We start from the raw sequence: 13,067 nt of genomic DNA, 5'->3' as shown, positions 1-13,067 counted from the left end.
CCGCGACGCAATCGTTATGAACGTCGCGCGGGCGCCGCTCACGTCGTCGAGACGTTCTCAGACCAGATCGGCGACGTCCGAGACGTTTCGGGCCCGCCGCGACGACACCACGGAATCGACGCTCAGCACGACCAGCGCGACCCACACCAGCGCGAACCCGATCCAGCGTTCGAGCGGCATCGGCTCGTGCAGGATCCACGCGCCGGTGATGAACTGCAGGATGGGGGCCACGAACTGCAGCAAGCCGATCACGGTGAGCGGCGCCCGTCGCGCACCCGCAGCGAACAGCAGCAGCGGAACAGCGGTGACGACGCCGGCAAGGGTGACGAGAACGGTGTGCCCGGCGCCCTGGGTGCCGAAGACGAGGCCGGTGGTGGCGGCGACCACGACCAGCTGGATGAGGGCGATCGGGGTGAGCCAGAGAGATTCCAGGGTGAGGCCGCTGATCGCATCGACCCGAGGACCGATCTGCTTCTTCACGAGACCGTAGGTGCCGAAGCTCGCCGCCAGGGTCAGCGCGATCCACGGGAACGATCCGTAGGCGACGATGATGACGATCACGGCCAGTCCCGCGAACCCGATCGCGATCCACTGCGCCAGCCGCAGACGCTCCTTCAGCACGATCACGCCCAGCAGCACGGTCACGATCGGGTTGATGAAGTACCCGAGGCTCCCCTCGATGACGTGCCCGGTGAGGATGCCGATCAGGAACACCTGCCAGTTCACATAGATCAGCAGGCCCGCGATGATCGTCCAGAACACGAGCCGTCGATCGCGCAGGATCGCGATGAGCTTGCCCCACGTGCGGGTGAGCGTCAGCAGGATCGCGCAGAACGCGAGGGAGAAGAGAATGCGCCAGACGACGATCTCCCACGGCCCGATGGGCGCCAGCAGCAGGAAGTAGAGGGGCATGAATCCCCAGAGGAAGTACGCCGCGAAGGCGGAGATCCCCCCGCGCCGCTCTTCACGTGCGGTCTCGGCGGGTGTCATGAGAGAAAGCCTACGACGGTCGTGACATGTTCGGACCGACGGATGCCGAGGCATCCTGCCGTTGGTCGTCGTTCCTCCGCCAATCCGCGTTAACGACGATGGCCCCCGGGCTACCCCGGGGGCCATCGTCGTGTGCGATCGTCAGCGGACGACGACCGCCAGAACGTCGCGGGCCGACAGGACGAGGAACTCGTCGCCGCCGAACTTCACCTCGGTGCCGCCGTACTTGCTGTAGATGACGCGGTCACCGACGGCGACGTCGAGCGGCACGCGGTTGCCGTTGTCGTCGATGCGGCCGGGGCCCACGGCCACGACCTCGCCCTCCTGGGGCTTCTCCTTGGCGGTGTCAGGGATGACGAGGCCACTGGACGTGACCTGCTCAGCCTCGACCTGCTTGATGACGATGCGGTCCTCGAGCGGCTTGATGGAAACCGACACGGTCTACCTCTTTCTTGCTGGGCGTGATGCTTCAAGACTCGTTAGCACCCACAGGGGTGGAGTGCTAACAGAAGTCTAGAGCGCGGCTGGCACTCGTGCAACGCGAGTGCCAACTCTGCGAGACCGTCACCCCCCTGTTACATGAATCATGTTTCACTTACCATCGGACCTGCGCTCCCACGACCGGGACGACCGGGCAACGGTGCCCGGACGATGGCGGGAGCGGGATCGGAGTCGACCGATGACCACCCCCGACCTCACGACGGATCACCCCGCTCATCGGCGGCGACGCGCGCTGGCCGCGGCCCTGACGGCGGCGGCCCTGGCTGTCGGCGCCCTCCTGGCCGCACCGGCCACGAGCCCCGCTGCGGCGGCGACGGGGTCGTGGACGACCGAGTCGATCGCGGGCATGAGCGTGCGGCTCTACACGCCGGCGAGCGCCGCGACCCTGGGCAACGGCCGCGCGCTGATGATCAGCCTGCACGGGTGCGTGCAGACGGCGTCGACCCTGCAGACCGCCGGCAACTGGGCCGCGACGGCGGAGCAGTACGGCATGGTCGTCGCCCTTCCCGACGCCCCGGGCGGGGGTGTGGTGCTCGGATGCTGGGACTACTACGACGGCAACCATTCGCGCACCGCACCCGCCCGCCATGACGACAACCTGTTGGCGCTGGTGTCGGCGCTCACCGGCCGCGCGGCGCTCGGCATCGACCCGGCGCAGGTGTACCTCTCGGGCCTGTCCTCCGGCGGCGGCGAGACCATGGTGATGGGGTGCCTCGCCCCCGACGTGTTCGCCGGCATCGGCATCAATGCCGGACCGACCGTCGGCACGACGTCGGGACAGATCGGCAGCGTCGCCGTCTCGCAGGCTCAGGGCACGGCCACGTGCCGCACCTTCGCCGGCTCGGCATCCGCATCGTTCTCGAGCCAGCTCACCTCGGTGATCTACGGATCGAATGACACCACGGTCGCGACGGGCTACAACACTCTCAACGCGCAGATCATGGCCGGCATCTACGGCGCCGGGTCGTCGTCGACGTTCTCGATGGCGGGGCTGGCCGGCACCAACACGGCGGGGTCGGGCACGATGTACGCGGATGCCGCGGGTCCGCGCGTCTCGCTCATCCAGAACACCGGCCTCGGTCACAACTGGCCGGCCGGCGGCGGGCCGGGCGGCTCGTACGTCTCGACCAACAGCATCGACTACCCCGCGTACGTGACCGGCTTCTTCTTCGCGCACAACCGGCGGGTCGACCGCGCGGCGACACCGAGTCCGACGCCGACGCCCACGCCGACGCCGACGGCCACGCCGACCGCGAGCCCCAGCCCGACGCCGACCGCACCGGGCGCGACGTGCGTGAGCGCGACCAATGCCGCCCACAAGGCCGCGGGCCGGGCGACCAGCTACGGCGTCAATCCCTACAACCCGTATTACGCGGTGGGCAGCCTGGACTACCTGGGGCAGGGGGATGCGACCGTGACGAGTCTGCAGCAGACGTCGGCATCGCGCTGGACGAAGGTGAGCGGGTGCTGAGCAGCCCCGCATAGGCTGGCGGGATGGAACGCGCCGAGCTCACCGCCCTGCTCACCCCCGAGGGGCTGCGGCTGGCCGATGAGCTCGGTGCCATCGACTCCGCCGACGAGGTGGCGCGCACCGTGTCACGGCTGCGGGCGCAGGGGCTGTCGCCCGAGCTCGTCTCGGCCGCCGTCGGCCAGGCGCGGCTGCGGACGCGGGCGCGCGCGAAGTTCGGGGCGTTCGCCGACCGCATGCTGTTCACGCGGGCGGGTCTCGAACAGGCCACACGGCTGTCGGTGGGCGCCCGCCACGCGGGCCGGTTCCGCGACGCCGGAGTGCACCGCGTCGCCGACCTCGGCTGCGGCATCGGCGGGGATGCGCTCGCGTTCGCCGGGATCGGCCTCGACGTGCTCGCGGTCGACGCCGACGAGACCACGGCCGCCCTGGCCGCGTACAACCTCGCCCCGTTCGGCGAGTCCGCGACCGTGCGCCATGCCCGCGCCGAGGAGGTCGCCCTCGACGGCGTCGAGGCGGTGTGGCTCGATCCGGCCCGACGCACGGCCGGCCATACCGAAACGGTGCGGGTCGCCGCGGGCGACTGGTCGCCGCCGCTGGAATGGGTCTTCGCGCTGGCGCAGCGGATGCCCGCGGGCATCAAACTCGGACCGGCCTTCGACCGGGCACAGATCCCCGCGGATGCGGAGGCGCAGTGGATCAGCGTCGACGGGTCGACGATCGAGCTCGTGGTCTGGACCGGAACGCTCGCTCGCGACGGTGTTCGCCGCTCGGCCCTCGTCGTCCGCTCCGACAGCGCCGCCGAGCTGACCGCTGCGTCCGATGCCGAGGATGCCGAGACACGGCCGCTCGGCGCCTTCGTCCACGAGCCGGAGGGCGCTGTCATCCGTGCGCGCCTCATCGGCGAGGTGGCTCGCCGCCTCGACGCCGGAATGCTCGCCCCCGGCATCGCCTACCTGACCTCCGATGCCGAGATCACGAGCCCCTTCGTGCAGTCCTTCCGCATCCTGGAGGAGCTGCCCTCGGATGTGAAGGCGCTCCGGCGCGCCCTGCGCGAGCGGGAGATCGGAACGCTGGAGATCAAGAAGCGCGGCGTCGACGTCGACCCCGCCATCCTTCGCACCCAGCTGAAGCTGACCGGTCCGCGCGCCGCGACGCTCATCCTCACGCGTGCGGGGACCTCACGCGTCGCGCTGCTCGCCGAGCGCGTCACCCGCTGACGCCGATCGCGCCGGCGCGGCGCCGTCAGCCGAACAGCGGCCCCTGGGTCGACGCCCACCACAGCCAGCCCGCGCTGTAGGCGAGCGACAGCAGGCTCAGGCACAGCGCCCAGACCGCGACGGCCCGACTCTCCCAGGGACGGCGCAGCGCGACCACGGCGAGCACCGCGGCCAGGATGCCGATGAGCACGCCCCAGCCGACGACCAGCGAGACGATCAGTGCCACGACGGCGAGGGCGAGAGCCCACGAGGCGCTGCGAGGCAGCACCGGCGGCGTCGGCGCCCAGCGCACGTCAGGTTCGGGTGTCCACGACCCCGTGGTCGCGGCATCCGGCTCCACCGGCGCGCCGACCGCAACCGGCACCGGCTCGGTGAGTTCGCGCTGGAAGCCGCCGCGATGCGCTCCGGGCAGGGCCGCCGTGCCCGCGGGCGCGACGTCGGCCGATGGCGCCTCCAGACGGGCGTCGATGCGCGGCGGCGGAACGTCGTCGGGCGCCGTGTCGGGGCGGTCGTCGCTCATCCCGTGGCCTCCCCGGCGACCTGGATCTCGGTCACCGGCAACGTCGAGTCGGCACCGAAGGCGAGGCTCGAGGGAGCGCGTCCACTCGCGATCAGCTCCGACGCGAGCGCGGCGATCATGGCCCCGTTGTCGGTGCACAGGCTCAGCGGCGGGATGCGCACGGCGACTCCCGCTTCGGCCGCGCGCGCCAGCGCGACCTCGCGCAGGCGCCGGTTGGCGATGACGCCGCCCCCGAGCAGCAGGCGCGGCACGCCGTGCTGCGCGCACGCATCGAGTGCTTTGGTGACGAGCACATCGACGACGGCTTCGCGGAAGGATGCCGCGACATCTCCCACCGCGACCTGCTGCCCCGAGGCCTCGGCCTGCTCGACCCAGCGCGCCACGGCCGTCTTCAGACCGGAGAAGGAGAAGTCGTAGCGGTGCGCCGCCATGTCGGAGGCGCGCGACAGCCCGCGCGGGAAGTGGATGGCGGCCGGGTCGCCGCCCGCCGCGGCGCGGTCGATCTCCGGTCCGCCGGGGTAGGGCAGTCCGAGAATCCGGGCGATCTTGTCGAAGGCCTCACCGGCGGCGTCGTCGAGGGTCTCGCCGAGAAGCTCCACATCGCTCACGAGATCGCGGACGAGCAGCAGCGAGGTGTGTCCGCCGCTGACCAGCAGCGCGACGGTGGGGTAGTCGACGTCCTCGCCGGTGAGCAGATCGGCGGCGATGTGCCCGACGAGGTGGTTGACGGCGTACAGCGGCTTGTCGAGGCCGACGGCGAGCGCTTTGGCGGCGCCGATGCCGACCATGAGCGCTCCGGCGAGACCGGGCCCGCTCGTGACGGCGACGGCATCCACGTCGGTGAGGGCGATGCCGGCCTCGGCCACGGCCGCGTCGATCGCCGGCTGCAGAGCTTCGAGGTGCGCGCGGGCGGCGACCTCGGGCACGACCCCGCCGAAGCGGGCGTGCTCGTCCATCGAGCTCGAGATGGTGTTGCTGAGCAGGGTGCGTCCCCGGACGATGCCGATGCCGGTCTCGTCACAGCTGGTCTCGATGCCGAGCACAAGCGGTTCACGAACGGTCATGAGCACACTCCCCCGGTCTGCGTCTGCGCGTGCCGCTCGGCGGCCCAAGCGACGAGGTCGAGCTTCATGACGACGGCATCCACGTCGTCGGGCTGGTAGTAGCGGGGGCGACGCGCGATCTCGAGGAACCCCTCTGAGACGTACAGTGCGGCGGCGGTCGGGTTGTCGGCACGCACCTCGAGGAACACCTCGCGCGCCCCGCGCTGTCGCGCTGCCTCCAGGAGCGCCCGCAGCAGGGTCCGCCCCCGCCCGCGGCCCCGCGCGGACGCGGCGACGGTGATCGTCTGGATGTCGGCATCGGCGGCGCGCGCGACGGCGCGCACCCCGCCGTATGCGAGCAACCGCCCCGCCTCCACGTCGACCAGGTAGTGCGCGTGGGGTGAGAGCAGCTCTTCGCGCATCATCGGCTCGCTCCACGCGTCGGTCGGAAACGACGCGCGTTCGAGGTCCATGATCTCCGCGAGGTCGTCGACGGTGGCGGCGCGCAGCGTCATGCGCGCCCCTCGACGCCCGGGCGGGCGACGCTCTTGGGCAGCGTGACGTCAGGCGCGCGCAGGTAGAGCGGCTCCGGACCGGCGAGCTCGCGTCCCGCGGCGACGGCGCGGGACGCGACGACGGCGAGCATGGCCGCGCTGATCGTCGTCACCTCGACGCGGTCCGCCTCGTGTGCGGACAGCACCGCGTCGATCTCGGTGCGCAGGGCGAGGGCTGGTCCCGTCGCGCGGATCGGAAGACCGTCGGCATCCATGCCCTCGTAGACCGAGTACGCGACCTCACGCCGGCGGGCGTCGGTCACGACGGCGAATCGGCGTGCGGGCGCGTACGGATCGGCGAGGGCATCGTCGAGGAGGATCGCCAGGGCTGCCGCGTCGTGACTGGGCACGGCGACGACCGGAAGGTTCCGCGCGAGAGCGAAGGCGCGCGCGGCGGCGATACCCACACGCAGCCCCGTGAAGGGGCCCGGCCCCATGCCGGCGGCGACGTGTGTGAGGCTGACCGGCTCTGCCGCCCCGGTCTGTCCGATCGGGCCCCGGGCCGCGTCGGCGAGCGCGTCGCGCAGGAGGTCGCCGATGACTTCGGCGTGGCCGAGCGGGTTGTCGCTGGTGCGGTCGGCGCGGACCGCGCCGTCGGGATCGACGACGCCGACGGCGGTGCCGAGCGAGGTGTCGATGCCGAGGATCACCCCTCCAGGGTAATCGGGGTGAGCGCGCGCCGGAGCGCTCACCCGTGGCGAGTGATGCGGACCAGCCGTGGTGCGGCGTCCTCCATCGCGGCCATGTGGGGACCGGCGGTGCCGCAGGCGTTGTCGACGCCGGTGCCGCTCCAGCCCCGGTCGATCTCGACCTCCCACCAGCGGTCGGCGACGGCGTCCGCGAACGGTGCCGCCCATTCGGCGACGACGACGGCGTGGGCGAAGTCGATGTCGAGGTCATCGAGCTCGCCGTCGGTTCCGAGGCGGTAGGCGTCGACGTGCACGAGTGAGGGGCCGTCGGCGAGCGAGGGGTGCGTGCGGGCGATGACGAACGTCGGACTCTGCACGCGGCCGCGAACCCCGAGCTCGGCGGCGATGCCGCGCGTCAACGTCGTCTTTCCGGCGCCCAACGGACCGGTGAGCACGACGAGGTCACCGGCGTGCAGCGCGCGACCGAAAGCCCGGCCGAGCTCTTCCATCTCTGCGGGCGACGCGATCTCGCGCTGCCCGACGAACTCATCCAATCCGTTCATGCGATCACCGTTTCGTCTTCTTCCCACCCCGCTGCAACGCCGCCCGCGGGTCGCGGATTCCCGCAGGACGCGGGCGCAGCGCGCATCGGTGAGCGGTCACACCGCGCCTTCGCGCCGCGGCACGCGCGGACCGATGCGGGTGACGATCTCGTAGTTGATGGTGCCCGCGGCATCCGCCCACACCTCCACCGGCGGCGCGCCCAGCGTCGGATCGCCGAAGAGGACCGCCTCCTCGCCCACGGCGACCGGGTGGTCGCCGACGTCGACGACGAACTGGTCCATCGCGATGCGGCCGGCAACGGGGAAGACCTCCCCGCCGATGCGGACGGCGCCGCCGCCGGAGGCTGCGCGCGGCACACCGTCGGCATACCCGGCGGGGATCAGCGCGAGCGTGGTCGCCTGCGTCGTGCGGTAGGCGTAGCCGTACGAGACGCCCTGGCCGGCCGGCACGCGCCGCACGGCCGCGACCGCAGCGCGCAGGGTCATCGCCGGCCGCAGGCCCAGATCGGCGGAGGTGCGGTCGGCGAACGGCGACAGCCCGTAGATCGCGATACCGAGCCGCACGCACCCGAAGCGCGACTCGGGCAGGGCGATGGCCGCGTGCGAGGCGGCGATGTGCCGCAGCTGCGGAGCGAGACCGTGGGATGCCGCGAGCGCGAGCCCGTCCGTGAAGCGTTCGATCGCGGCGCGGTCGTCGGCGGAGGACGTGTTGGAGAGATGGCTGAAGATGCCCACGACCCGCAGGCGCCCGATGCGCTCGAGGCGGGCCGCTTCGGCGAAGGCGACCGCGTAGTCGCCGGGGGCGAGTCCGTTGCGGCCGAGACCCGTCTCGATCTTCAGGTGCACGCCCACGGGGCGATCCCCCGTCGCCGCCGCGGCGGCGGCCTGCAGTTGATCGAGGCTGGAGACGCCGAGCTCGACGCCACGGGAGGCGGCTTCGGCGAAGCGGGCTCCGGGTGCGTGCAGCCAGGCGACGAGGGGGGCATCGATGCCGGCACGGCGCAGGGCCAGCGCCTCGTCGATGTCGGAGACGCCGATGCGGCGCGCACCGCCCTCCAGCGCCGCGCGGGCCGCCCGCACGGCGCCGTGCCCGTACCCGTCCGCCTTGACGACGGCGATGATCTCGGATGCCGTGAGCTGTCGCAGATGCCGCACGTTCGCGGTGATCGCGGAGGTGTCGATGACGGCTTCGCGCAGCACGCCCTCGGGGAGTCTGCTCATGCGCTCTCCTGCGACTCGGCGATGACGTACGCGGTCGCCAGGCCCGCGTCGTGACTGAGGGACAGGTGGAGGGCGCCGATGCCGCGCGCGGCGACGGTCGCCGCCGTCTCGCCCGTGAGTGCGAAGACGGGCCGACCCGACGGCTCGCTCGCGACCTCGATGTCGGTCCAGTGCACGCCGTCCGACCCGCCGAGAGCCTTGATCAGCGCTTCCTTGGCGGCGTAGCGGGCGGCCAGCGAGTGCGGTCGGAGGGCGCGCTCCGTCGGCGCGAAGAGCCGCTCGAGCAGCCGAGGCGTGCGCTGCAGCGACCGCTCGAAGCGCGGGATGTCGACGAGGTCGACGCCGATTCCGATGATCACGGCATCCACCCCCTCCGCACGCGCGCCCCCGCCAGCCTACCTGCGGCGGCGATTACTCGACGGTGACGGACTTCGCGAGGTTGCGCGGCTGGTCGACGTCCAGGCCCTTCGCGGTGGCGAGGCCCATGGCGAAGATGTGCAGCGGCACGACGGCCAGGAGCGGCTCGAACAGGGGGCCGGCCAGCGGGATGCGCAGCACCTCGTCGGCGAACGGCAGCACGGCGGCGTCGCCCTCTTCGGCGACGGCGATGACGCGGGCGCCTCGGGCGCGGATCTCCTGGATGTTGGAGACGACCTTCTTGTGCAGCTCCGCCGATTCGCGCGGAGAGGGCACGATGACGAAAACCGGCTGACCGGGTTCGATCAGGGCGATCGGGCCGTGCTTGAGCTCGCCGGCGGCGAAGCCCTCCGCGTGGATGTAGCTGATCTCCTTGAGCTTGAGCGCACCCTCCAGAGCGATCGGGTAGCCCACGTGGCGCCCCAGGAACAGCACCGACTGGGTGTCGGCCATCCAGTGGGAGAACTGCTCGATGTGCGTCTGCTCCTCCGCGAGCACCCGCTGGATCTTGGCGGGGATCGCCTCGAGCTCGCGCACGTGCGTCGCCTGTTCGGCCACGGGGATCGTGCCGCGAAGACGCGCGACGTGTAGGGCCAGCAGGTACAGCGCGGTGATCTGGGCGACGAAGGCCTTCGTGGAGGCGACGGCCACCTCGGGCCCTGCGTGCGTGTAGATCACGGCATCCGACTCGCGCGGGATGGTCGCTCCCTGCGTGTTGCAGATCGACAGCGTCTTGGCGCCCTGCTCGCGGGCGTACTTGACGGCCATCAGGGTGTCCATGGTCTCACCCGACTGGCTGATCGAGACGACCAGCGTGTCCTCGCCGATGACCGGGTCGCGGTAGCGGAACTCGTGCGCGAGCTCCACATCGACGGGGATGCGGGTCCACTGCTCCAGCGCGTACTTGCCGGTCTGCCCGGCGTAGGCGGCGGTGCCGCACGCGATCACGACGATGCGACGGATGCCGGTGAACAGCTCGTCCAGCCCCTCGAGCTCGGGAATGGTCACGGTGCCGTCGTGCAGGCGTCCACGGATGGTGTTCGCGACCGCGTCGGGCTCCTCGGAGACCTCCTTGGCCATGAACGAGGACCAGCCGCCCTTCTCGGCCGCCGACGCGTCCCAGACGACCTCGAACGGCTCGACCTCGACGGGGGCGCCGGTGAAGTCAGTCACCTCGACGCCGGCGGGCGTGATCGCGACGATCTCGTCCTGACCGATCGCGAGGGCGTGGCGGGTGTGCTCGACGAAGGCGGCGACGTCGGAGCCGAGGAAGTTCTCTCCCTCACCGAGACCGATGACGAGGGGGGAGTTGCGGCGGGCGCCGACGACCAGCCCGGGCTGATCGCGGTGCATCGCCAGGAGGGTGAAAGCGCCCTCCAGACGGGCCACGACGGTGCGGAAGGCGGCGACGAGATCGCCGGAGGCCTGATACTCGCGGCCGAGGAGGACCGCGGCGACCTCCGTGTCGGTCTCGGAGCGGAACGTGTACCCGTCGCTGAGCAGCTCGGCCTTCAGCTCCGAGAAGTTCTCGATGATGCCGTTGTGGATGACGGCGAGCTTGTCGTCGTCGGCGAGGTGGGGGTGCGCGTTGGCGTCGGTCGGACCCCCGTGGGTGGCCCACCGCGTGTGACCGATGCCGGTCGTGCCGTCGGGCATCGGGTGGGCGGCGAGATCGTCGCGCAGCACCTGCAGCTTGCCCGCGCGCTTGCGCATGTCGAGGTCACCGCCGCCGTCGATCACGGCGATGCCGGCCGAGTCGTAGCCGCGGTACTCGAGGCGGGCGAGCCCGGACAGGAGGATGGCCTGGCTGTCGCGAGGACCTACGTAACCGACGATTCCACACATAGGGTCAATGCTAGGTGCGGGCATTTGCTCGGAGCCCTGACAAACGCCGTGAATTCGGCGGACGCCGCCGTCAGAGCTTGCGCAGGCGCACCGACTCCACCGCGTGCGCCGCCGCCTTCTTCAGCACGAGAGTGGCGCGGTGGCGGGTGGGCGCGACGTTCTCGCGGAGGTTGGGCAGGTTGATCTCGTTCCAGTAGCCGAGGGCCGTTGTGACGGCCTCCTCGTCGGAGAGGTCGGCGAACACGTTGAAGAACGAGCTCGGGTTGCTGAACGCCCCCCGGCGGAGGGCGAGGAAGCGGTCGACGTACCACTGCGCGATGTCGGCTTCGTCGGCATCCACGTAGATCGAGAAGTCGAAGAGGTCGCTGACGGCGACGTCGTGAGGCGACGGCGGGGGCGAGAGCACGTTCAGGCCCTCGACGATGACGACGTCGGGGCGACGGACCGTGACATGCGCATCGGGGACGATGTCGTACCGGACGTGCGAGTAGAACGGGGCGCGCACCTCCGCGGCGCCGGATTTGACCTCGGTGAGAAAGCTGACCAGTGCGCGGCGGTCGTACGACTCCGGAAAGCCCTTGCGCTCCATGAGGCCGCGGCGCTCGAGCTCCGCGTTCGAGTAGAGGAAGCCGTCGGTGGTGACCAGTTCCACCCGGGGCGTTCCCGGCCACCGGCTCATCAACTCGCGCAGCAGCCGTGCGATGGTGGACTTTCCGACCGCGACCGACCCGGCGACGGCGACCACGAACGGCGTGGTCGAGTCGGCTTCGCCGAGGAAGGCGGCGGTCTCGGCGCCGAGGCGCTGGGTGTTCTCGGCGTAGGTGCTCAGCAGCCGGCTCAGCGGCAGATAGACCTCGCGCACCTCGGTGAGATCCAGCCGATCGCCGATACCGCGCAGCTGCACGACCTCGGTCTCGGTGAGCGGAGCGGGGATGCCGGCAGCCAGGCGTGCCCAGTCTGCGCGCCCGATCTCGCGGTACAGCGAGTCGATCGTCGTCTCGTCTTCGGTGGACATCGGGCCCACTCTATCTGTGGATACGCTGAACCCATGCGTCTCGGAGTCCTCGATATCGGCTCGAACACCGTCCACCTGCTCGTCGCCGATGTCCATCCCGGCGGGCGTCCGCAGGCCACGACGAGCCAGCGCACGGTGCTGCGTCTCATGCGCTATCTCGAGCCCGACGGCGCGATCAGCGAGGCGGGTGTGGAGGCGCTCGTGGATGCCGTCGCGCAGGCCCGCGCCGTCGCCCAGGCGGAGAACGTCGTCGAGCTGCTGGCGACCGCGACCAGCGCGGTGCGCGAGGCCACGAACGGGGCCGACGTGATCGCGCGGATCGAGGCGACCCTCGGCCAGGAACTGCAGGTGCTGGGCGGCGAGTCGGAGGCGCGGTTCACGTTTCTCGCGGTGCGCCGCTGGTTCGGCTGGTCGGCGGGGCAGATCCTGCTCTTCGACATCGGCGGCGGATCGCTGGAGATCGCCGCCGGCGCGGACGAGCTGCCCGACGTGGCCGCATCGGTCCCTCTCGGCGCGGGAAGGACGACGGTGGAGTTCCTTCCCCACGACCCGCCCGGCGAAGACGCCGTGGAGGTGCTGCGCGAGCACGCGCGGGGTGTGCTCGCGCCCGTCGCCGCGCGCATGTCCGGTCAGCCGCGACCGAACCACGTCGTCGGCTCCTCGAAGGCCATCCGGTCGCTGGCCAAGCTCGCCGGCTATCCCGTTCCGGGGTGGAGCGGCAGCGAGCGAATGCTGCTTCCCCGCGGAGCGCTGGGCTCGTGGATTCCGCGGCTGGCACGTATCCCGGCATCCGCCCGTCAGGAGCTGCCCGGCATCACCGCCGACCGCACCTTCCAGATCGTCGCGGCCGCCGTGGTGCTGCACACGGCCATGACGGCGCTCGACGTCGACGAACTCGAGGTGAGCCCCTGGGCGCTGCGCGAAGGCGTGCTGCTGCGGTACATCGAGTCGCTGAGCTGGCAGGAACCGGCCTGAGCGTCGCCGTCGCCGGCCGGTCGAGGGGAGCAGCCCCTCCGTCGGGGGGGGTGCGTCGGGGGGAACGCTGACGGAGGGGCCGCGCACCCCAGTCGTCATGCCCGCA

14 protein-coding genes are annotated in these 13,067 nt (G+C 71.4%); 3 read left to right on the top strand and 11 right to left on the bottom strand.

The genetic code is table 11. From position 1 onward, the window contains the following. Positions 1–57 precede the first annotated feature (57 nt). The gene (rarD, locus tag CEP17_RS12550; RefSeq protein ID WP_112932465.1) at positions 58–990 is read right to left on the bottom strand and encodes an EamA family transporter RarD; all 933 of its coding nucleotides are present in this window, start codon (positions 988–990) and stop codon (positions 58–60) included. 141 nt (positions 991–1,131) lie between these two features. After that, the gene (gene groES / locus CEP17_RS12545; RefSeq protein WP_005050391.1) at positions 1,132–1,428 is read right to left on the bottom strand and encodes a co-chaperone GroES; all 297 of its coding nucleotides are present in this window, start codon (positions 1,426–1,428) and stop codon (positions 1,132–1,134) included. A 241-nt stretch (positions 1,429–1,669) separates the two neighbouring features. On the opposite strand from groES, the gene CEP17_RS12540 reads away from it, so the two are divergent. Both CEP17_RS12540 and CEP17_RS12535 read left to right on the top strand, forming a co-directional pair. After that, positions 1,670–2,962 (top strand): PHB depolymerase family esterase, encoded by a 1,293-nt coding sequence (locus CEP17_RS12540; RefSeq protein WP_112932464.1) that lies wholly within the window; start codon positions 1,670–1,672, stop codon positions 2,960–2,962. A gap of 23 nt (positions 2,963–2,985) precedes the next feature. Further along, positions 2,986–4,179, top strand: a complete 1,194-nt coding sequence (locus CEP17_RS12535) for a class I SAM-dependent methyltransferase (RefSeq protein WP_112932463.1) — start codon at positions 2,986–2,988, stop codon at positions 4,177–4,179. 25 nt (positions 4,180–4,204) lie between these two features. Here the strand turns inward: CEP17_RS12535 and CEP17_RS12530 are convergent, their stop codons facing one another. The 9 genes from CEP17_RS12530 to coaA all read right to left on the bottom strand — a co-directional run bounded on the left by CEP17_RS12530 (position 4,205) and on the right by coaA (position 11,986). Continuing rightward, positions 4,205–4,699 carry a hypothetical protein gene (locus CEP17_RS12530; RefSeq protein WP_112932462.1) on the bottom strand — a complete coding sequence of 165 codons (495 nt, stop codon included), beginning with the start codon at positions 4,697–4,699 and terminating at the stop codon, positions 4,205–4,207. Next, on the bottom strand, positions 4,696–5,763 hold the full coding sequence (gene tsaD, locus CEP17_RS12525) for a tRNA (adenosine(37)-N6)-threonylcarbamoyltransferase complex transferase subunit TsaD (protein ID WP_039413420.1): 1,068 nt from the start codon (positions 5,761–5,763) through the stop codon (positions 4,696–4,698). The genes CEP17_RS12530 and tsaD overlap by 4 nt, the downstream gene beginning before the upstream one ends. After that, a complete protein-coding gene (gene rimI / locus CEP17_RS12520) occupies positions 5,760–6,257 on the bottom strand; it encodes a ribosomal protein S18-alanine N-acetyltransferase (protein WP_112932461.1) in 498 nt (165 codons plus the stop codon). The genes tsaD and rimI overlap by 4 nt, the downstream gene beginning before the upstream one ends. Then, positions 6,254–6,946 carry a tRNA (adenosine(37)-N6)-threonylcarbamoyltransferase complex dimerization subunit type 1 TsaB gene (gene tsaB, locus CEP17_RS12515; protein WP_239498532.1) on the bottom strand — a complete coding sequence of 231 codons (693 nt, stop codon included), beginning with the start codon at positions 6,944–6,946 and terminating at the stop codon, positions 6,254–6,256. The genes rimI and tsaB overlap by 4 nt, the downstream gene beginning before the upstream one ends. Positions 6,947–6,984: 38 nt before the next feature. Further along, positions 6,985–7,488, bottom strand: a complete 504-nt coding sequence (tsaE, locus tag CEP17_RS12510) for a tRNA (adenosine(37)-N6)-threonylcarbamoyltransferase complex ATPase subunit type 1 TsaE (RefSeq protein ID WP_112932459.1) — start codon at positions 7,486–7,488, stop codon at positions 6,985–6,987. Positions 7,489–7,584: 96 nt separating this feature from the next. After that, complete coding sequence (gene alr / locus CEP17_RS12505) at positions 7,585–8,709, bottom strand: alanine racemase (protein WP_112932458.1); 1,125 nt, start codon at positions 8,707–8,709, stop codon at positions 7,585–7,587. After that, on the bottom strand, positions 8,706–9,068 hold the full coding sequence (locus CEP17_RS12500; protein ID WP_036318303.1) for a holo-ACP synthase: 363 nt from the start codon (positions 9,066–9,068) through the stop codon (positions 8,706–8,708). Before CEP17_RS12500 ends, alr begins: the two co-directional genes overlap by 4 nt. 52 nt (positions 9,069–9,120) lie before the next feature. Then, positions 9,121–10,971 (bottom strand): glutamine--fructose-6-phosphate transaminase (isomerizing), encoded by a 1,851-nt coding sequence (gene glmS, locus CEP17_RS12495; protein WP_112932457.1) that lies wholly within the window; start codon positions 10,969–10,971, stop codon positions 9,121–9,123. Positions 10,972–11,041: 70 nt separating this feature from the next. Beyond that, positions 11,042–11,986: a type I pantothenate kinase gene (gene coaA, locus CEP17_RS12490; protein WP_005050402.1), complete on the bottom strand. Its 945-nt coding sequence runs from the start codon at positions 11,984–11,986 to the stop codon at positions 11,042–11,044. Positions 11,987–12,019: 33 nt separating this feature from the next. Here coaA and CEP17_RS12485 point away from each other — a divergent pair, with 33 nt between their 5' ends. Next, positions 12,020–12,961 (top strand): Ppx/GppA phosphatase family protein, encoded by a 942-nt coding sequence (locus CEP17_RS12485; protein ID WP_112932456.1) that lies wholly within the window; start codon positions 12,020–12,022, stop codon positions 12,959–12,961. Positions 12,962–13,067 lie beyond the last annotated feature (106 nt).

It is taken from the genome of Microbacterium sp. PM5 (assembly GCF_003293595.1).
GTDB lineage: Bacteria > Actinomycetota > Actinomycetes > Actinomycetales > Microbacteriaceae > Microbacterium.
The sequence above is the reverse complement of the archived record's forward strand: the minus strand, read 5'-3'. Positions and strand labels throughout refer to the sequence as shown.